We start from the raw sequence: 19,024 nt of genomic DNA, 5'->3' as shown, positions 1-19,024 counted from the left end.
ACCACCCGCCAGGCCGGCGCGGCCCGGTGGCGCCACAGTCCGCTCAGCCAGTGCCAGGTGGCGGCGGGCGGGATGAGGACGCTGGTGACGGCCATGGTGGTCACCTCGTCGCGGGTGCGCGGCCCGGGGGCGATCCGCGTCCAGGCGAACTCGGCGGTGCCGGCCGCCCAGCCGAGCGCGGCGAGCGCGGCGGCCCGGGGCCGCCCGGCGGCGGCGAGCGCGCAGCCGGCGGCGCCCGCGGCGGTGACGGCGAGGTGGGAGCGGATGCGGCCGCGCGGGGCCACCGCCTTCTCCCACCAGTAGGGCCCGTGCAGGTACCGCATGAGCGCGTCGTCGGCGTTGCCTCGCTGGGCGCGCAGGGACACCCAGCGGTCGGCGGGGCGGACCGGGTGGCGGGTGGTGCGGCGGCCCTGGCGGATGTGCCAGCCGGCGTCCAGGACGCGCAGCGCGAGGTCGGCGTCCTCGCGGAAGGCGCGCCGGAAGCGTTCGTCGAAGCCGGCGACGCGTCCCAGCACATCGGTGCGGTAGGCCATGTCGGCGGTGATCCAGCGGGCCCGGGCGAGGCCGGCGGTGCCGCGTTCCCAGTCGGTGGGGCGCCGCTCGCCGGGCAGCGGCACGGCGATGACGCCCTGCACGGCCCCGGTGTCGCGGCCCGCCTCGGCCAGGTCCTGGGTGAGCTGGTCGCACCAGTGCGGGCCCACCTGCACGTCGTCGTCGAGGAACGCGACCCAGGGGGCGGTGACCGCGCGCAGCCCGGTGTTGCGGGCGGCGGCGGGGCCGCGGCCGCCGCTGGTGAGGACGGTGGTGCGGGCGCGCAGGTCGCCCAGCACGCTCAGCGCGTGCTCCAGCGCGCCGGGGTCCGGGTCGGGTCCGGGGCGGTCGTCGACGAGGACGATCTCGTCGGGCCGGGGTCCGTGCGCGGCGGCGAGCGCGGCCAGGCAGTCGGCGAGGGTGTCCCGCGCGAGGGTGGGGATCACCACCGCGTAGGAGGTGCGGGTGGCGGCGTCGTTCATGCGTACGCCCTTCCCCGGCGGACCGCGAACGGTCCGATGGCCAGCAGGTCGACGGGGGCGGAGCCGAAGCACTCCAGGGCGTCGCGCGGGTCGTCGACCATGGGCCGGCCCGCGGTGTTGAGGCTGGTGTTGACGACGACGGGCAGCCCGGTGCGCCGTTCGAAGCCGCGCAGCATGCGGGCGAGAAGCGGTTCCTGGCGCGCGTCGACGGTCTGGATGCGGGCGGTGCCGTCGACGTGCACCACGGCGGGTACGCGCTCGCGCCAGTCGCGGTGCACGTCGTGCACGAAGAGCATGTACGGGCTGGGCATCGGGCCGGTGAAGAGGTCGGGGGCGCGGTCGGCGAGGACCATGGGGGCGACCGGGCGGAACTCCTCGCGGCCCTTGACCCGGTTGAGCCGTTCCAGGTTCTCGGCGCGGCCCGGGTGGGCGAGCAGGGAGCGGTGGCCGAGGGCGCGCGGGCCGTACTCGCTGCGGCCCTGGAACCAGGCGACGACGCCGTCGCGGGCCAGTTCCCCGGCGACCGTCTCGGCGATGTCGTCGGGCCGCTCGTACGGTACGCCGGCCTGCTGGAGCCAGTGCCGCAGTTCCTCGTCGCTCCAGCCGCGGCCGAGGTCGGCGCCGGGCAGGGGCGCGGGGACGGTGCCCTCGCTGGCGGCCAGGTACAGGGCGCCGCCGAGCGCGGTGCCGGCGTCACCGGCGGCGGGCTGCACCCACACATGGCGGTACGGGCCCTGCGCGGCGATCTTGGAGTTGGCGACGCAGTTGAGGGCGACGCCGCCGGCCAGGGCGAGGGCGTCGCCGCCGGCCTCGCGGTGCAGCCAGTGGACGAGTTCCAGCAGCACTTCCTCCAAGGCGGCCTGGCAGCTCGCGGCGAGGTCGGCGTGGTCCCGCGTCCAGGGCTCGTGCCCGGCGCGCGGCGGGGCGAGGGCGGTCCAGTCCACGCCGTGCGCGCGGAAGCCGCCGTCGCCGGTGGGGTGGACGTACTGGCGCAGCTGGGGCAGGAAGCGGGGCTTGCCGTAGGAGGCGAGCGCCATGACCTTGTACTCGTCGCTGCTGCGCAGGAAGCCGAGGTGTGCGGTCAGCTCCTCGTAGAGCAGGCCGAGCGAGTCGGGCAGGGCCTGCGCGGCGAGGGTGTCGAGCTTGCCGTCGTGGAAGCGGCCGGCGAGGTGGGAGGCGGCCTCGCCGCGGCCGTCCAGGACGAGGACGGCGCTGTCGGGGTGCGGGGAGGCGGGGCCCGCGGAGGCGGCGTGCGCGATGTGGTGCGGGACGAAGACGACCTTGGCCGGGTCGAGTCCGGGCAGCGCCTCGGCGAGGAACTCGGGGGCGCGGCGCGCGTACTCCAGGCGCAGCGGGTCCCACGGGTCGAACAGGCCCAGCTCGGCGGCGGGCCGGGCCAGGGCCGGGTCGAAGGAGTAGGTGACGGCGTCCAGCTCGTCGGGCCGCAGCCCCGCGTGCTCCAGGCACCAGCGGGCGGAGAGTTCCGGCAGTTCCCACGCGGAGAACGGCACCGGGCGCTTGCCGTGCTTGCGGCGGCTGAAGCGCTCCTCCTCGCCGGCCGCGACCGTGCGGCCGTCGATCACGAGGGCGGCGGCCGGGTCGTGGAACAGGGCGTTGATACCAAGGATGCGCATGAGGCGGGCTCCGTCCCGGTCGGCGGCGGTGCTGCGGGGTGGGGACCAGGTCCTGCGTCGAGCGGAGGTCCGCCGGACGTCCGCTGACGTCCGGCGGCAATCGGGCGGAATGGTGCGATACCACGGACAGTGCTCGAATGGGGCATTCCGGGTCTCTGAGTGCCGCACCACAGCTGTCTCAAACACCTGAAGACAACTGGTGCCGCACCCGTGCCAGGGAAGCACTGCCGGGCGCCGCGTCCGGCGTTACGCCGCGACCGCGCGGGCGAACCAGCCGATGGTGCGGCGCAGCCCCTCGTCCCAGCCCACGCGCGGCTGCCAGCCGAGCAGCTCCCGGGCCAGCCGGGTGTCGGGGCGGCGCCGGCCGGGGTCGTCCACGGGGCGTTCGACGAACCGGATGCGCGAGGCGGAGCCGGTCAGCTCCACGATCCGGCGGGCCAGCTCCAGCACGGTGATCTCGTCGCCGCCGCCGATGTTGACCGGCCCGCTCTCCTCGGAGGCGGCCAGGGCGAGGACGCCCTCGACGGTGTCGTCCACGTAGCACAGCGACCGGGTCTGGCCGCCGTCCCCGGCCACGGTCAGCGGGTCGCCGTCCAGGGCCTGGGCGATGAAGGTGGGCACGGCCCGGCCGTCGCCGGCCCGCATCCGGGGGCCGTAGGTGTTGAAGACGCGCACGATGGCGGTGTCGGTGGCGTGCACCCCGTGGTGGGCGGTGACCAGGGCCTCGGCGAACCGCTTGGACTCGTCGTAGACGCTGCGCGGGCCGACCGGGTTGACGTTGCCCCAGTAGTTCTCGCGCTGCGGGTGCTCCAGGGGGTCACCGTAGACCTCGGAGGTGGAGGCGAGCAGGAAGCGGGCGCCGTCGGCGTGGGCGCGCTCCAGGGCGGTGCGGGTGCCGGCGCTGCCGACGTCGAGGGTCTCCAGGGGCAGCCGCAGGTAGTCGGCGGGCGAGGCCGGGCAGGCGAAGTGCAGGACCAGGTCGAAGCGGCCGGGCAGGCCGCGCACGGCGGCGGGGTCGGTGGCGTCGGCGCGGACGAAGCGGAAGCCGCGGCGCCGCTCCAGCTCGGCCACGTTGGCGTGCGCGCCGGTGGCCAGGTTGTCCAGGCAGACCACGGCCGTGCCGGCGTCGAGCAGCCGCGCGCACAGATGGGACCCCACGAAGCCGGCTCCGCCGGTCACCAGGGCCCGGCGCCAGGTGCGTCCGCTCACGGGGCTCTCCTCCCTCTCGCCTTCACTTCGCGTGTCGGCTTGAGTAACCCGGTGACAGGGCGGCACACATCACCCCAAACCGATCAAGCGTACGCACGTACGTACGTCGCTCACCTATTCGATATGCGGGCGGGGCGCGCCGCCAGCCGTCACCCGTCCTCGCCGAGGGCGCGCCGGTAGTGCACCCCGGGCCGTCCGCCCACCGGCAGTTCGCCCGTCACGGTGAACCCGTTGCGTTCGAGTACGGCCCTGGAGGCCGGGTTGTCGAGGGTGGTGCGCGCGATGAGGGCGCCCAGCCCGTACGCCGAGGCGGCCGGGCGGCACACCTCCCCCACGGCGGCCGTCGCCACACCCCGGCCGGTGTGGCGCTCACCGACGCGGTAGCCGAGTTCGGCGGCGCCGTCGGCCACGTCGACGAGGTTCGTCCGGCCCAGCAGGGTGCCCTGTTCGTCCAGGACGACGTGGAAGTGGCAGACTCCGGCGTCCTGTTCGCCGAGCAGGGCCCGGCGCCGGGCGGCGAACCCGGCGAAGTAGGCGTCCCCGCGGTCCGGCACGGTACGGGCGAAGTACCGCCGGTTCTCGCGTTCGAAGGCCAGCAGGGCCTCGGCGTGACCGGGCCGCAGCCGCTCCAGCGTCAGCATGATCGCCGGCATACGGCCACGCGGGTGACCTGCGGCCGAACCCGCGGCTGAGCGGGCGCGATTGCCTACGATCGTCGCGTGGTCACCTTCTGTCTCGAACGCACTCCGCCGCTGCCGCCCGACGAGACATGGCGGCGCCTGACGCAGTGGCGGCGCCACGCCGAGGCGATCCCGCTCACCCGCGTCACCGTGCTCACCTCCGCGCCGCAGGGCGAGGGCACGTGCTTCGTGGCCCGTACGGGCATCGGCCCGGTGCGGTTCGACGACCGCATGGAGGTGACGCGCTGGCATCCCCCGGCCGACGGCGAGCCGGGCCTGTGCCGGCTGGAGAAGCGCGGCCGGGTGGTCCTGGGCTGGGCGGAGATCGAGGTGCGTCCGGGGCCGGGCGGCCGTGCCCGGGTGCTGTGGCGCGAGGAGGTGGGGGTCCGCTTCCTGCCGCACCTGTTCGACCCGCTGCTCGGTCGGGCGGCCCGGGCGATGTTCGGGCGGGCGCTGAACCGGCTGCTGCGGATGCCGTGAGGACCGGGACGGCGGCGCGCGGGAGGTAGCACCGGACCGTCCCGTCAGAGCCGCCGTTCTCCCCCCGCCTCGGGCGGCGGCAGCAGCCGGGCCCAGGGGGTGCGCGCGGCGGCGGCCAGGAGCAGGTGCTCGTGGGGCGGGCGGGGGCCGACGGGGCACCAGCGCAGGTCCGCGTCTCCGGCGCAGGCGGCCCGGGTGCGCAGGGCCACCAGATCGTCGTGGCCGAGGAGGGCGTGCCGGAACAGGGTGTGGCTGCCCGTGTCCTCGACGACCGTGGCGGGCCGCCAGCCGTGCTCCGCGAGCCGGGCCAGCACGGCGGTCGCGTAACCGGGCGCCCGCCGCCGCGGGAACCACAGCAGCCGCTGGCCGCGCAGGTCGTCCCAGGTCAGCTCCGTGCGCCCGGCGAGCGGATGGCGGCGGTTGAGCATGACACCGAGAGGTTCCGCGCCGACCGTGCGCAGTTCCAGTCCCGCCGGGTCGTCCGCCGGGCCCCGCAGGATGCCGAAGGCCAGCGCCCCGCCGCGCAGCGCCTCGCCCTGGTGCGCGGAGTCGACCTGTTCGTAGGCCAGGCGCAGCGGGCGGGCGGCCGTCAGGAGGCGTTCGGCCCGGTGCAGCACGTCCTGCGGTACGCCCCGGCACACCCCGACCGCTGCGGTCACCGGGACGGCGCGGGCGGCCGACACCGCCGCGCCCAGCGCGCGCAGCGCCTGTTCGGTGCCGTCCAGCAGCAGCCGGCCGGCCTCGGTGAGTTCCATGCCCCGGGGCAGCCGCCGGAACAGCGGCGCGCCCACGCGCCGTTCCAGCAGCTTCACCTGCTGGCTCAGGCTGGGCTGGGCGATCCGCAGCCGGCGGGCGGCCTCGGTGACGGTGCCCGCCTCGGCGACGGCGGCGAAGTAGCGCAGCTGGCGCAGCTCCAGTTCGGGAAGGTCCTCGGGCGCACCCATAGGCGCCAGCCTATAGGTGCCGCGGTGACCGGTCCTGGTGCGCCGGGGCGGCGGTGCCGTTGAGTGGAGTCATGTACGTCATCGTGTTCCGATACCAGGCCCCGCTGGAGACCATCGACGCGCTCCGGGAGGCCCATTACGCCAACCCGGACGGGGTGTTCGCGCGCGGCCTCGCCCGGGTGGCCGGGCCGCTGGAGCCGCGCACGGGCGGAGTGGTCCTGGCGGAGGGCTCGCGCGCGGAGATCGAGGCCGCCGTCGCCTCGGACCCCTTCGTCACCGGCGGCGCCGCCACCGCGGAGATCCTCGGCTTCCGTCCGGTGTGGCAGCGCGCGGAGGACCCCGCCGCTCCCTGATCCCCCGGCCGGCCCTCACGCCCGCCCCGCGTGCTCCCGCTCCTCCCGCCCCGCCCCCTCCGGTCCGCCGGCCGGCGCGGTCCTGGGCAGCAGGAGGGGCAGTACCGCCAGGGCGAGGGCGAGCAGTACGTCCAGTGCCAGGCAGCCGCCCAGGGCCCGCCCGTACGCCCGTACGTCACCGGGCCGGGCGGACCCGAGCAGGCCGTAGAAGACGACGCCCAGGACCGCCACCCCGACCGCGCCGCCCACCTGCTGCCCGGTGGACAGCACGCCCGAGGCCATGCCGGCCTCGGCGGGGCGGACCCGGGCGAGGACCGTGTGGAGCAGGGGCGTCACCAGTGCGCCGTTGCCGAGGCCGATCACGGCCAGCGGGGCGGCCAGGGCGCCCGCGGTCAGGGAGCCGCCCTCGGTGGCGACCACGGCCAGGCACCCGGCGTGACCGGCGGCCAGGATCAGCGCTCCGGCCGTCAGCAGGAGCCTGCCGTGCCGGGCGAGACGGCCGGCGGCCAGGCTGCCCGCGAAGAACGCCACGGCGAAGGGCAGGTAGCACAGGCCCGCGCCCAGCGCGTCGAGGCCCAGCCCGTCCTGCACCGTGACCGACAGGACCAGGAAGAAGGAGTTGATGCCGCAGTAGGCGAGGAGGACCAGCACCATGCCGGTCGCGAAGGCCCGCTCGCGCAGCAGCCCGGGACTCACCAGGGGCGTGCCGCCGGCCGCCGCGACCCGGCGTTCGACCACCGCGAAGGCGGCCAGCAGGGCCGCGCCCGCCGCCAGGGCAGCCCAGGTCCACCACGGCCAGCCGGCCTCGCGGCCCTCGACCAGCGGGACGACGACCAGGGCGAGCGCGGCGGTCAGGACGGCCGCTCCGGCGAGGTCCGGACGGCGTCCGGCGGGGGTCCGCGACTCGGGTACGTACCGGACGGCCAGGACCGCCGTGAGCAGGCCGACCGGGACGTTCACCCAGAAGACGGGACGCCACGACTGCCCGAACAGATCCGCCGACAGCAGCAGGCCGCCCAGGAGCTGGCCGGTCACGCCCGCCGCGCCGATGACGGCGCCGAGCAGCCCGAAGACCCGCGGCCGCCGCTCGGCGGGTACCAGGACCTGGAGGGTCGAGAACACCTGGGGGAACAGGACGGCCGCGCCCAGGCCCTGCACGAGCCGCGCGCCGATCAGCGCGCCCGGGCCGGGCGCCGCCGCGCAGGCCGCCGAGGCCAGGGTGAACAGCAGCAGGCCGGCGACGAAGCAGCGGCGGCGGCCGAAGAGGTCCCCGAGGCGGGCGCCGGTGATGAGCGCGACGGCGTAGGTGAGCTGGTAGCCGGCCAGCACGAGTTGCAGGTCGGCGTCGTCGGCGCGCAGGTCGCGCTGGAGGGCCGGGGCCGCCACCAGGACGATGAAGGTGTCCAGGACGGCCAGGAAGACGCCGGTGAGGAGCACGGCCAGGGCGGCCCGGTGCGCGGGCCGAGAGGTGCCCGGCAGGGGCGTGGGAACAGGGTTGTCAGAAGTCACGACCCCCACCCTCACGCGCGGCGCCCGGGCCGGACAGGGGCCGTTTATGCTGGTGGCCGCGGTACCACCACCGGGCGTGCGGTGCCGTACGACCGAGCGAGGAGAGCCGTGGCCGACCCCGAACGGCGGCGTGTGCTGGCCGAGTTCCTGCGCTCGCGGCGCGCCCGGGTGACGCCCGCCGACGTGGGCCTGCCGGCCGGTCCGCGCCGCCGCACGCCGGGGCTGCGCCGCGAGGAGGTGGCGTCGCTCTCCGGGGTCAGCGTCACCTGGTACACCTGGCTGGAGCAGGCGCGGGACATCGCCGTCAGCCGGCAGGTCCTGGACAGCCTGGCCCGGGTGCTGCTGCTGTCGCCCGCGGAGATCCGGCACCTGTTCACGCTGGCGGACCATCCCCCGCCCCGCCCCGACGCGGACCCGGGCGGCTGTCCGCCGGGTGCCCCGGACGCCCTGCAACGCCTGGTCGACGCCCTCGACCCGCATCCCGCCTACGTACTCGCCCCGAACTGGGACCTGTTGGCGTGGAACCGCGCCGAGGCGGGCCTGGTCGGGGAGCCCGCCCGCTGGGAGCCCGGCGGGCTGCCGCCGAACCTGCTGCGGCTGGTCTTCACCCAGGCGCGGGCGCGGGCGCTGCTGGTGGACTGGCCGGGCCAGGCGCGTGCCCTGCTGGAGCAGTTCCGGGCCGTCGCGGACCGCCGGCCCGGTGAACCCGGCTTCGCCGCGCTGATCGACGAACTCGCCTCGGTATCCGATGAGTTCGCGCTGTGGTGGGCCACGCACGACGTGGCCGAGTTCCGGTCCGCGCGGCGGGTCTTCGACCATCCCCGGCTCGGGCTGCTGGCCTTCGACTACGTGAAGCTGGCGGCGGTGAACCGGCCGGGCGCCACCGTCGTCACGTGCCTGCCGTCCGATGAACGGACGGCGGCCGCCCTGCCCCGGCTGGGCGACCGGGCGGAGCCGGGACGCCCGTGAAGTGCCGTGCACGGGCGAGAGGTTGTGGAGGGGGCCAGGCCGCCGGGCCGGTCCGTTCCGCCGGGACCGGCTCGGCGGCCGGGTCGGGGTGGACCCGGGGGTGTGGGTGCGTGGGTGCCGGTGCGGTCGGTGTCCAGGAAGGCGGACATCTCGTCGGCGACCGGTCCGGTCCGGTCCGGTTCGGGGTGAGCGCCGAAACCGCCTGAAACCGCCCTTTCAGGGGCAGGCCGGGCAGACCAGCAGGGATCGGCCGGGAGGACCAGCGGGGGCCGGCCGGGAGGAGTCCGGCCGGGTCGTACGACGAACCGCGCCGGCCGCCGCCGCCCGGCCTTGGGCGGCGGCGGCCGGCGCGGTCGCGAGCACCGGACGTGCCGGACCGTCGGCCCGTACCGGCGCGATCAGGAGGTCGACGCCGCCGCGGGTGAGCCCCGCGGCGAACGCGTCCTCGTCGCTGTGGCCGAGGCGCTCCGGGACGGTCTCGCCGCCCCCAGCGCCTGCCGGCACAGCTCGTGCACCGTGCCCTTCACACACCCTCCGGAGACCGGGCCGACCGTTGTGCCGGCGGCGTCCACCGGTGCCGCTCTTCGGTGCTGTCCGGCAGCCGCCGGTCTCCCCAGGGGATGTGCGAAGGGCGCGGAAGGCGCGGTCAGTGCACGCCGAGCCAGCCCTCGATCGGGTTCAGGGCGAAGTACACGAGGAAGATCGCCGTCAGGACCCACATGAAGGCCCCGATCTCCCGCGCCTTGCCCTGGGCCACCTTGATGATCGTGTACGAGATCACGCCGGCGGCGACACCGGGTGTGATGGAGTACGTGAACGGCATGATCACCACGGTCAGGAAGACCGGGATGGCGGTGGCTCGGTCGGCCCAGTCGACGTGCCGCGCGTTCATCATCATCATCGCGCCGATGACGACGAGGGCCGCGGAGGCCACCTCGGAGGGGACGATCGCGGTGATCGGGGTGAAGAACAGGCAGGCGGCGAAGAACAGGCCGGTGATGACCGAGGAGAACCCGGTGCGGGCGCCCTCGCCGACGCCGGTCGCGGACTCCACGAACACGGACTGGCCGGAGCCGCCCGCGACACCGCCGACCACACCGCCGGCGCCGTCGATGAACAGCGCCTTGGACAGGCCCGGCATGCGGCCCTTGTCGTCGGCGAGGTTGGCCTCGGTGCCGACGCCGATGATGGTGGCCATGGCGTCGAAGAAGCCGGCCAGCACCAGGGTGAAGACGATCACCGTGATCGTCATCACCCCGACGTCGCCCCAGCCGCTGAAGGAGACATGTCCGAAGAGCGAGAAGTCGGGCATCGAGACGGGGCTGCCGTGCAGTTCGGGGGCGCCGTTCACCCACTGCTTGGCGTCGATGGCACCGGTCGCGTTCAGGATCGCCGCCACGACGGTGCCGCCCACGATGCCGATGAGGATGGCGCCGGGGATGTTGCGGGCCTGCAGGGCGAAGATCAGCAGCAGGGTGGCCGCGAAGAGCAGCACCGGCCAGCCGGACAGCGCGCCGCCCGGGCCGAGGACGACCGGGCCGCCGCCGAGGGCCGGGTTGCGGCCGACGAAACCGGCCTTGACCAGGCCGATGAAGGCGATGAACAGACCGATGCCCATGGTGATGCCGTGCTTGAGCGGCAACGGGATCGCGTTCATGATCATCTCACGCAGGCCGGTGACGACCAGCAGCATGATCACGACACCGTAGGCCACGCACATGCCCATGGCCTGCGGCCAGGTCATGTTGGGCGCGACCTGGGTGGAGATGACACCGGACACGGACAGGCCGGCGGCGAGGGCGAGCGGCACCTTGCCGACGAAGCCCATCAGGAGGGTGGTGAAGGCCGCGCCGAGCGCGGTCGCGGTGATCAGGGCCTTCTGGTCCAGGGTGTGCCCGGCGACATCCTTGCCGGACAGGATCACGGGGTTGAGCAGCAGGATGTACGCCATCGCCATGAAGGTGGTGACGCCGCCGCGCACCTCACGCGCGATCGTGGAATTCCGCTGGGTTATGTGGAAGTACCGGTCGAGCCAGGACCGTCCCGCCGGGACGCGGCTGCCCGCGCCCGCTTCATCGGCGGTGGTTCTGGGCTCCACTGACTGCTGGGTCATGGGGCCAACTCCCAAGGTTCATAGGGACACCCGTGGAACCCTTGTGGTCACGGGATTTGGGAATGGACGACCCGGGGGACGGCCCGAGACGAACCTCACTGCTGGTACTTCAAGGGCCGCGAGCGGAGCGGAACTCGAAGACATGGGGGGAGTGCCCCGGGCGGCGCGGAAGTGTGACGTTCCGGTGCGCCGCCCGGAGGGTCTGGGGGGCCTTGCTCACACCCTTCCGGTGAGGTGCTCCGGGCGTAGGGGCGGGCGGGGGATCTGCTCGTCCGGGGCGGACCCGGCGCCCGCGACGGGCGGGGCGGGGCGGACGCCACCGGTCGAAGGGACCGTGCCGAGGCTGCCCCCGGCGCCACCGCGGTAGCGGATCAGCGGGGAGGCGACCGTGTGCGGGGTGAGCGCCGGGCCGGGCAGCCCGGCACGGAGACTGTCCATGATCGTGCCGTCCGGGACCGGAGCGCCCGGGAGGCCGGAGCCGGACTCCGCCCTCCCCTCGGCGCCACCCGCGATCGCCGGAGCGGAGGAGTGCCCGGCCTTCGCGGCGGGCGCCTCCTCCCGGCGGGCGGGGCGAAGCAAGTCCATGACCGGCTCTCTTCTGGTCTCGGCGGAGTCGTACAGATTGAGCCAATCCGTGTGGGCGGGCCAGGCTCGTTCATGTGCTGTTCACGTGGAGTGGAGCCAGTACACAACCCGGTGCTCGGGCGGGGTCAGTCACCGAAACCATGAAGGGTTTGGCTGGCCGTGGCGTGCATCTTGTAGATTCGTATGAACGAAGGCCCTCGGCAACCGCTTCGCTTCCCCGTGGAAACAGAGGTCACGGCCCGGCAGGCCCCAGCACCGGCGGAGTTGCCGACCGGCCACGGGGCCGGGCTCCTCGTCACAAGATCCATCGTAGTTTTCGAGACAAAGAACGGCGGCGACGAGACATGCGGCTGCGCGCACTGCTGGACACCGACGCGCTGGGCCTGAAGCTGCTCGGCGGCGAGGAGGAGCTGGATCGCACCGTCCGCGGGGTGATGACCACCGACCTGCGCGACCCGAGCCGCTACCTGTCCGGGGGCGAGCTGGTGCTGACGGGTCTGGCCTGGCGCCGGGACGCCGGCGACAGCGAGCCGTTCGTACGCATCCTGGTGCAGGCCGGGGTGGCCGCGCTGGCCGCGGGCGAGGCGGAGCTGGGCGATGTGCCCGAGGATCTCGTGCTGGCCTGCGCCCGGCACCGGCTGCCGCTGTTCGTGGTCCACGAGTCGGTGGCGTTCGCGAAGGTCACCGAGCACGTGGTGCGCCAGGTGTCCGGCGAGCGCGCAGGCGACCTGGCGGCCGTGGTGGACCGGCACCGCCGGATGATGACCGCCGGCCCGGCCGGCGGCGGCCCGGACGTGGTCCTGGACCTGCTCGGCTCGGACCTGGACCTGCGGGCCTGGCTGCTCTCCCCGGCCGGCCGGCTGATCGCCGGGCCCAAGGTGGGCGGTCCGGCGCTGCCCGCGGCGACCTGCGGCCGGCTGGCCGCCGAGCACCTGGCGGCCGGCCGCACCGGCCGGCGCGGCCCCCACCGGGTCACCCTCGGCGGGACCACGTACTCGCTCTTCCCGATCCGCGGCGGCGCCCGCTCCGCGCAGGCCGCCCGGGAGGTGCGCGAGACGGTGCTGTCGGACTGGCTGCTGGCCGTGGAGGCCGACGCCGGCGACTGGCCCGAGGAGCGCCTGGACCTGCTCCAGGGCGTGACCCAGCTGATCGCGGTCGAGCGGGACCGGCGGGACGCGGCGCGCACGGTGCGCCGCCGGCTCGCCCAGGAGGTCCTGGAGCTGGTCCAGACGGGCGCGCCGCCCGCCGAGATCGCCGCGCGCCTGCGGGTCGCGGCGCCCGTGCTGCTGCCCGGCCTCGGCACCGCCCCGCACTGGCAGGTGGTGGTGGCCCGCGTCGAGTGGGACGGCTCCGGGGGCGGGGGCGGCCCGGTCGCCCAGGCGCTGCTCGAAGAGATCCTGGTGGACCCGAACGCCACCGGACCCGAGCCCTCCGACCGCATCGCCGTCGCCCACACCGGTGACGAGGCGATCGCCCTGGTGCCGCTCCCGGCCGTCCCCGCCGAGCACGACGGCCCCGCGGCCTCGGGGATACTCGCCGACATCCTCCTGGAGGCCGTACGGGCCCCGCTGTCGGCCGGTCTCGACGACGACGGGCGGCTCACGCTCGGGGTCAGCGCGGCCGTGCACTCCGCGGAGGGGCTGCGCGGGGCGCTGGAGGAGGCGCGGCACGCCCGGCGGGTCGCCGCGGCCCGCCCGGGCCGGGTGTGCGCGGCCGGCCACCAGGAGCTGGCCTCGCACGTCCTGCTGCTGCCGTTCGTCCCGGACGACGTGCGCCGCGCGTTCACCGCGCGGCTGCTCGACCCGCTGCGGGACTACGACCGCCGGCACCGCGCCGAGCTGATCCCGACCCTGGAGGCGTTCCTCGACTGCGACGGCTCCTGGACCCGCTGCGCCACCCGTCTCCACCTGCACGTCAACACGCTGCGCTACCGGGTCGGGCGGATCGAGCAGTTGACGGGCCGGGACCTGTCGCGCCTGGAGGACAAGCTGGACTTCTTCCTCGCGTTGCGCATGAGCTGAGGTCAGGGCGGGTGCGGGCGGTGGGGTCCGGTATCGGCCACCCGCCCTGTATCGGCCACCCGCGCACGACTTTGTGAAATCCTTCACCCACCCCCTTGGCCGGGCCGCCGGATTCGTGCTGAGATGCCGCCACCACTCAAGGCTCGAAGGCGTGCTCGGGGAGGGCAACGTGGCGCATACCGCCATGTCTGGTAACGGAACGACCGCAGGTGACGATCCACTCCAGACCGCGGTATGGCGGCTGCGCTCGCGCGCATGCTGGTCCGACGCGGCCGAACTGCTGCCGTCGGCCACGGCGGCCGGGGCGCTCCAGCGCACCGCGCTGCTGGTGGAGCGGTGCCTGTACACGGAGGCGGGCTGGCCGGACGCCGAGGACGCGCTGCGCGGCGCCGAGGCGCTGGCGCACACCGACGAGGAGCGCGGCGCCGCCGCCTGCGAACGCGGGTACCTCGCCTACGCGGCGACCCTGCACGGGGTGCGCGACCGGGCGGACGAGGCGCGCGCGGCGCTGGGCCGGGCGGCCGCCCTGCTTCCGCCCGGGTCGCCGGGGCGGGCCCTGCTGGACTTCCGGCGCGGGCTGATCGCGGAGAACCTGACCCGCTCGGCGCAGTCGGCGCGCGCCGCCTACCGCCGCGCCCACGCGGGCGCCACCGCCCACCCCGATCCGCTGCTGCTGTCCGCCACCTGGCGCCACCTGGCGGGCCTCGCCCTGCGCGAGGGCGAACTCGCCGAGGCCCGGCACGGCTTCGCCGAGTCCCTGCGCATCCGCGAGGAACTCGGCTACCTCGTCGGCACCGCCCCGGCCCTGGTCTCCCTGGCCGACACAGAACCGGAACCGGAAGCCTCCCGCCTCCGCGAGGAGGCCGCCCGCCTGTTCCGCCTCCTGGGCGGCGTCCCGACCTGGCTGGCCGGGCGGTTGGCTCCGCCGGGGGCCGCTACGGCGTGAGGGGCGGGGGCGGCCAGGGCCACGGGGGTACGACGCCGCTCGGCCCCCCGGACTCGGGGCGCGGCACCGCGGGCCGGGCGGGGACGACCGGGCGGGATGCCGATGTCTGCCAGCTCGGGGGGGGCCGACGCCTGCCACAGGGGGCGGCGTGACCCCCGGCCATGCAACGCGGCACCGCAGGCCGGACGGGGCCGACCGGGCGGGGTACCGATGTCCGCCAGGTCCGGGAGGCCGACGCCTGCCACAGGGGGCGGCGTGACCCCCGGACGTGCAACGCGGCACCACAGGCCGGACGTGGACGACCGGGCGGGGTACCGATGTCTGCCTGATCCGGGAGGCCGACGCCTGCCACCACGGGGGGCGGCGTGACCCCCGGACGTGCAACGCGGCACCACAGGCCGGACGGGGCCGACCGGGCGGGGTACCGATGTCCGCCAGGTCCGGGAGGCCGACGCCTGCCACGGAGGCGGTGTGGCCCCCGGCTGTGCAGCGCGGCACCGCAGGCCGGGCGGGGACGACCGGGCGGGATGCCGATGTCCGCCAGCTCGGGGGGGCCGACGCCTGCGACAGGGGGCGGCGTGGCCCCCGGCCATGCAACGCGGCACCACAGGCCGGACGGGAACGACCGGGCGGAATGCCGATGTCCGCCAGCTCGGGGGGGGCCGACGCCTGCCACAGGGGCGGCGTGGCCCCCGGACGTGCAACGCGGCGTCACGGGTGGGTCAGGGGACGACCGGCTGGAGTGCCGACGCCTGCCGCCGGGGGGGGAGGCGGCCCGGTCGCGGCGGGGGTGCCGCCGCCGACGGGTCCGGTACGGCCCTCCGGAGGCGCCGCCACCCACAACGGCGACAACGGCGGCGCGGCCGGCCCGGCCGCAGGGCACGCGGCCATGTGGGGACCAGGGACGGGCGACCGGGGCGCGGCCCAGGCCGCCGCGGAGTCGTACCACCGCACGCCGGATCAGGGGCGTCCGACCGGAGCGCCACCGCACGCCATGACGGCGAAGTCCCCACCCGCCGGGGCCCGCACGGGGTCTCCCCGGCGCCCGCGCCAGCCCTCTCCGCGCCCGCGCCGACCTCCGGGCCTCGCCCACCGGCGCCTCCCCCTGAAACAGGTCAAGCGCGGTCCATCCAGGACGGCCCGCTCACCGCGGCGTGGTGAAGTGGGCGTCCGCCAGGGCTCGTACCGCGGCCTGGTCGCGGGCGATGAGGGCGTCCAGGAGGGCCGTGTGTTCTGCCGCGTCGGCGATCAGTTCGGCGCGGGCGGGGCGGCCGGGGCCGTCGGTGGACGGGCACTGGGTGCGGCGGTGCAGGTCCTCCGCGATCCGCAGGAGCTGTTCGTTGCCGGCCAGCGACAGCACGGCCCGGTGGAAGGCGCGGTCGGTGTCGGCGTAGGCCGCGCGGCAGCCGGAGGACGCGGCCCGGACACCGGCCTCGGCCAGCGGCCGCAGCTCGGCCCAGCGCTCCACGGGCACGGTAGCGACCAGCCGGAGCAGCACGGGGACCTCGATCAGGGCCCGTACCTCGGCCAGTTCGGCCAGTTCGCGGGCGCCGCGCTCGACGACCCGGAACCCGCGGTTGAGCACGACCTCTACGGCGCCCTCCAGCGTGAGCTGCTGCATCGCCTCGCGCACCGGGGTCGCGGAGACCCCGAACCGTTCGCCCAGCGCGGGCGCCGAGTACACCTCGCCGGGCCGCAGTTCGCCCGTCACCAGCGCGGCGCGCAGCGCGTCGAGGACTTGGCCGCGCACGGAGGAGCGGCGGACGACGGCGGGGCGCGCCCCGGGAGCGGCCGCCCCGACGCCCGCACGCCCCTCGCCCATACGCCCACCGGGCGCGTACTCGCCGTGCGTGTGCTCGCCGCGGATGCCGTCCCCCTCCGGGGCGCCCCGTTCCCCGCCGCGGGCGGCGGGCGACTGCTGCCGCGGTGTCCGGGGCGGGCCGTCCCCGGTCCGGGCCCGCGGGACCCCGGTGCGGGTGGTCGCGGTGACCGCGGCGGAGTCCTGCGCGTCCTGCTTCACGGTCCTCCTCCGGGCTTGTCGGTGCTTGGCGGTGCTTGGCGGTGCTTGGGGTCATTACGGCCGGTTGTCACCCGTCCGTCAAGCACCCTAGGCGAAGTGGCCACAGGTTCACATTCCGTCGCGAGCAGGTAAGGTAAGGCTTACCTTTAAACGCCCCCTCATCCGAGCGCGAATCGGTGGTTCCGGCATGCCTGTGCTCCCTTCGGCCGTAGCGGACGCCTACGCCCGCCTCACCGAGGTCCTCCCGATCCTCACCGTGACGGAGTCGGGCCCCGGCGAACAGGCGCCGCGACCGGCGGGAACCCTGGTCCACGCCGCCGCCCTGGCCCAGCAGGGCCCCACTCTGGACGCCTTCCTGGCCTGGGACGAGGCACAGGTCCTGCGGGACTACGGCACCCGGGCCCGCCCCGACGTGGTGGCGAGCTTCGGCCTGCACCGCTACGCGTGGCCCGCCTGCCTCCTCTTCACGGTGCCCTGGTTCCTGCACCGCCGGGTGCCGCGACTGCCCGTGACCCACGTCTGGTACGACCGCGCCGCCGGCCGCATGGACGTACGCCCCGTCTCCTTCGCCTGCCTGCCGGGCGACCCGGCCGCCGCACTGCCCGGCGCCCGCGTGGTGCCCGGCGAGGAGGCGCTGCGGGCCGAACTGCGAGCGGCCGTCGCCGAGCACCTGGAACCGGTCCTGGCCGGATTCGGCCCCCGGATGCGGCGGCGCGGCCGGGCCCTGTGGGGCATGGCCACCGACGAGATCGTCGAGGGCCTGTGGTACGTCGCCCATCTGCTCGGTGAGCAGGAGCGGGCGCAGCACGAACTGGAACTGCTGCTGCCGGGCGCCACCCGCCCCTACGTCGGCTCGGCCGCCTTCCGCGAGCTGACCGGGCCGGACGGCGAGGCCCTGCCCACCCGCGACCGGGCGAGCTGCTGCATGTTCTACACGGTGCGCCCGGAGGACACCTGCGCCACCTGCCCGCGCACCTGCGACGCGGACCGGGTCGCCAAACTGTCGGCGCCGGCCGCCGCCTGAGCACCCCTCAGCACCGCTCACGCGCCCCTCGGGGGCCACGCCGCGCACCCGCGTCCCGTAAGATCGTCCCCGGACAGGACACCTTGCGGGCACCGGGGTTGCACAACTTCCTCACCCGGCACGGGAATTTCCCGTGGAACCGTCCGTACGGGTAGTCTTATTCGAACTCAACTCCCGCCCCTCATGCGGCAGTTCGAGCAGAACGCCGTCCGCGGGCATCCCCTTGCACCTCCTTGGCGGCCTCTTGCCCCGAAACCCCCTTGAGGGCCGGTGGGATTGGGCCACTATGGCGGGCGTCACGCCCTATCCCCATGCAAGGGACCCCAGATGAGACTGACCGACATATCGCTGAACTGGCTGCTTCCGGGCGCCGTACTGCTCCTGGGCGTGCTGGCGGCGGTGGCGGTGCTCGCGCGCGGCAAGCGGTCCGCAGGGAACACGAACACCGACGACTCGTGGGAGCGCAGCGAGGAGCGCCGCAGGCGCAAGGAGGCCGTCTACGGCACCGCCTCCTACATCCTCCTGTTCTGCTGCGCGGCGGTCGCCGCGGCCCTCTCCTTCCACGGCCTGGTCGGCTTCGGCGAGCAGAACCTCGGCCTGACCGACGGCTGGCAGTACCTCGTGCCGTTCGGCCTGGACGGCGCGGCGATGTTCTGCTCCGTGCTCGCGGTGCGCGAGGCCAGCCACGGTGACGCGGCCCTCGGCTCCCGGATACTCGTGTGGATGTTCGCCGCCGCGGCGGCCTGGTTCAACTGGGTGCACGCGCCCAGGGGCGTGGCCCACGCGGGCGCGCCGCAGTTCTTCGCCGGCATGTCGCTGTCGGCGGCGGTCCTCTTCGACCGCGCGCTCAAGCAGACCCGCCGGGCCGCGCTGCGCGAGCAGGGCCTCGTCCCGCGCCCGCTGCCGCAGATCCGTATCGTGCGCTGGCTGCGGGCCCCGCGTGAGACGTACCGCGCCTGGTCGCTGATGCTCCTGGAGGGCGTGCGCAGCCTGGACGAGGCGGTCGAGGAGGTGCGCGAGGACGCGCGGCAGAAGGAGGAGAACCGGCGGCTGCGGCGCGGCCAGGAGCGCGTGGAGCGCGCCCGGCTCAAGGCGATCAGCCGGGGCCAGCGCGGCTTCCTCGGCCGGGGCGGCGGCCGGCAGGGCGAGACGCAGGCGCTGGAGCGCGGCTCCGCGCAGGCCCCCGCGGAGCCTGCCATAGCGGCGGAATCGCTGCCGGTCCGCACGCGGCCCTCGTTGCAGCCCGTCCGCAAGGGCGCTGACGCCGTCACGGTCGACCTCACCGCGGAGGACGACACCCAGGCGCTGCCGCGCCTGGACTCGCTGGAGCGCAAGCTCAAGGATCTGGAGCAGCAGTTCGGCTAGAACCGGAGCCGGTCCAGTCCGGGCCGGTCGCCCGTCCGGTCCGGTCGGGCGGTGAGTGTTGTCGGGGAGGGGGGGGGGGGCCGCGGGCCCCCCCCCCCCCCCCCCGAACCCCCACCGCGCCCCCGGAGAACAACAACACGAACGCCAACACGAAGAGGG

General features: G+C 75.4%; 16 protein-coding genes and 1 pseudogene. 7 read left to right on the top strand and 10 right to left on the bottom strand.

The annotated features are described in order from the left end of the window. The 4 genes from ABZ858_RS24205 to ABZ858_RS24190 all read right to left on the bottom strand — a co-directional run. A partial coding sequence (locus ABZ858_RS24205) for a glycosyltransferase (RefSeq protein ID WP_361382226.1) occupies window positions 1-1,013 on the bottom strand: 1,013 nt, incomplete at its 3' end. Further along, window positions 1,010-2,647, bottom strand: coding sequence for a carbamoyltransferase C-terminal domain-containing protein (locus ABZ858_RS24200; protein ID WP_361382223.1), 1,638 nt, complete (start codon window positions 2,645-2,647; stop codon window positions 1,010-1,012). The genes ABZ858_RS24200 and ABZ858_RS24205, both read right to left, overlap by 4 nt. Before the next feature lie 246 nt (window positions 2,648-2,893). Beyond that, window positions 2,894-3,856: an NAD-dependent epimerase/dehydratase family protein gene (locus ABZ858_RS24195; RefSeq protein WP_361382220.1), complete on the bottom strand. Its 963-nt coding sequence runs from the start codon at window positions 3,854-3,856 to the stop codon at window positions 2,894-2,896. Window positions 3,857-4,005: 149 nt separating this feature from the next. Beyond that, window positions 4,006-4,497 (bottom strand): GNAT family N-acetyltransferase, encoded by a 492-nt coding sequence (locus ABZ858_RS24190; RefSeq protein ID WP_361382217.1) that lies wholly within the window; start codon window positions 4,495-4,497, stop codon window positions 4,006-4,008. Window positions 4,498-4,575: 78 nt separating this feature from the next. On the opposite strand from ABZ858_RS24190, the gene ABZ858_RS24185 reads away from it, so the two are divergent. Next, window positions 4,576-5,016, top strand: coding sequence for an SRPBCC family protein (locus ABZ858_RS24185; RefSeq protein WP_361382214.1), 441 nt, complete (start codon window positions 4,576-4,578; stop codon window positions 5,014-5,016). 44 nt (window positions 5,017-5,060) lie between these two features. On the opposite strand, the gene ABZ858_RS24180 is transcribed toward ABZ858_RS24185, so the two are convergent. Next, complete coding sequence (locus ABZ858_RS24180; RefSeq protein ID WP_361382211.1) at window positions 5,061-5,960, bottom strand: LysR family transcriptional regulator; 900 nt, start codon at window positions 5,958-5,960, stop codon at window positions 5,061-5,063. Between the two features lie 71 nt (window positions 5,961-6,031). Between ABZ858_RS24180 and ABZ858_RS24175 the strand changes: the two genes are divergently transcribed. Further along, window positions 6,032-6,313, top strand: a complete 282-nt coding sequence (locus ABZ858_RS24175; protein WP_361382208.1) for a YciI family protein — start codon at window positions 6,032-6,034, stop codon at window positions 6,311-6,313. 15 nt (window positions 6,314-6,328) lie between these two features. On the opposite strand, the gene ABZ858_RS24170 is transcribed toward ABZ858_RS24175, so the two are convergent. Further along, window positions 6,329-7,822: an MFS transporter gene (locus ABZ858_RS24170; RefSeq protein WP_361382205.1), complete on the bottom strand. Its 1,494-nt coding sequence runs from the start codon at window positions 7,820-7,822 to the stop codon at window positions 6,329-6,331. A gap of 108 nt (window positions 7,823-7,930) precedes the next feature. Between ABZ858_RS24170 and ABZ858_RS24165 the strand changes: the two genes are divergently transcribed. Further along, window positions 7,931-8,791 carry a helix-turn-helix transcriptional regulator gene (locus ABZ858_RS24165; protein ID WP_361382202.1) on the top strand — a complete coding sequence of 287 codons (861 nt, stop codon included), beginning with the start codon at window positions 7,931-7,933 and terminating at the stop codon, window positions 8,789-8,791. A gap of 113 nt (window positions 8,792-8,904) precedes the next feature. On the opposite strand, the pseudogene ABZ858_RS24160 reads toward ABZ858_RS24165, so the two are convergent. The 3 genes and pseudogenes from ABZ858_RS24160 to ABZ858_RS24150 form a co-directional block, all read right to left on the bottom strand. Next, window positions 8,905-9,363: pseudogene (locus tag ABZ858_RS24160) on the bottom strand (XdhC family protein); the annotation flags it as partial. A gap of 74 nt (window positions 9,364-9,437) precedes the next feature. Then, the gene (locus tag ABZ858_RS24155) at window positions 9,438-10,904 is read right to left on the bottom strand and encodes an NCS2 family permease (protein WP_361382199.1); all 1,467 of its coding nucleotides are present in this window, start codon (window positions 10,902-10,904) and stop codon (window positions 9,438-9,440) included. 216 nt (window positions 10,905-11,120) lie between these two features. After that, window positions 11,121-11,489: a hypothetical protein gene (locus tag ABZ858_RS24150; RefSeq protein WP_361382196.1), complete on the bottom strand. Its 369-nt coding sequence runs from the start codon at window positions 11,487-11,489 to the stop codon at window positions 11,121-11,123. Window positions 11,490-11,833: 344 nt separating this feature from the next. Between ABZ858_RS24150 and ABZ858_RS24145 the strand changes: the two genes are divergently transcribed. Both ABZ858_RS24145 and ABZ858_RS24140 read left to right on the top strand, forming a co-directional pair. Continuing rightward, window positions 11,834-13,510, top strand: a complete 1,677-nt coding sequence (locus ABZ858_RS24145) for a PucR family transcriptional regulator ligand-binding domain-containing protein (RefSeq protein WP_361382193.1) — start codon at window positions 11,834-11,836, stop codon at window positions 13,508-13,510. A gap of 184 nt (window positions 13,511-13,694) precedes the next feature. After that, window positions 13,695-14,456: a hypothetical protein gene (locus tag ABZ858_RS24140; RefSeq protein ID WP_361382190.1), complete on the top strand. Its 762-nt coding sequence runs from the start codon at window positions 13,695-13,697 to the stop codon at window positions 14,454-14,456. Between the two features lie 1,144 nt (window positions 14,457-15,600). Here ABZ858_RS24140 and ABZ858_RS24135 read toward each other — a convergent pair. Further along, window positions 15,601-16,476, bottom strand: a complete 876-nt coding sequence (locus tag ABZ858_RS24135; RefSeq protein WP_361382187.1) for a GntR family transcriptional regulator — start codon at window positions 16,474-16,476, stop codon at window positions 15,601-15,603. Between the two features lie 187 nt (window positions 16,477-16,663). On the opposite strand from ABZ858_RS24135, the gene ABZ858_RS24130 reads away from it, so the two are divergent. Further along, window positions 16,664-17,500 carry a (2Fe-2S)-binding protein gene (locus ABZ858_RS24130; protein ID WP_361382184.1) on the top strand — a complete coding sequence of 279 codons (837 nt, stop codon included), beginning with the start codon at window positions 16,664-16,666 and terminating at the stop codon, window positions 17,498-17,500. Between the two features lie 327 nt (window positions 17,501-17,827). Then, window positions 17,828-18,865 (top strand): DUF2637 domain-containing protein, encoded by a 1,038-nt coding sequence (locus ABZ858_RS24125; RefSeq protein WP_361382181.1) that lies wholly within the window; start codon window positions 17,828-17,830, stop codon window positions 18,863-18,865. Window positions 18,866-19,024: the final 159 nt, after the last annotated feature.

Source organism: Streptomyces sp. NPDC047017, from assembly GCF_040644175.1.
In the GTDB taxonomy this organism is placed as follows: domain Bacteria; phylum Actinomycetota; class Actinomycetes; order Streptomycetales; family Streptomycetaceae; genus Streptomyces.
This window is presented reverse-complemented; position numbering and strand designations above follow the sequence as displayed.